The sequence below is a fragment of the Massilia genomosp. 1 genome (assembly GCF_011682185.1).
Classification (GTDB): Bacteria; Pseudomonadota; Gammaproteobacteria; order Burkholderiales; family Burkholderiaceae_D; genus Telluria_A; species Telluria_A rubra.
Genome location: NZ_WHJF01000530.1, coordinates 1 through 290 on the forward strand (window position 1 = coordinate 1; position 290 = coordinate 290).

1 pseudogene is annotated in these 290 nt (G+C 52.1%); it reads left to right on the top strand.

The window, feature by feature from the left end:
* Nucleotides 1-290: pseudogene (locus F1735_RS36125) on the top strand (DNA adenine methylase); the annotation flags it as partial.

The following is a 290-nucleotide window of genomic DNA, read 5'->3' on the forward strand; positions in this document are numbered from 1 at the left end:
GGGGCACGGCAACCACTGCTCCACCAGTCAACCTCTTGCGGATAGAAGAAAATCTATCTGCAGCCCACTTGAGGCTATCTGGCGCCTTTATCGAGAACATGGACTGGTACAAGCTCATGGAGCGGTACGATCGAGCTCATACGTTCTTTTACCTTGACCCGCCATATTGGCAAACAGCTGGCTACGGGGTCGAGTTTGGCTTGCAGGAGTACGAAAAAATGGCGGGGATAATGAGACGCCTAGAAGGGAAGGCTATTTTGAGCTTGAACGATCATCCCGATATCCGGCGA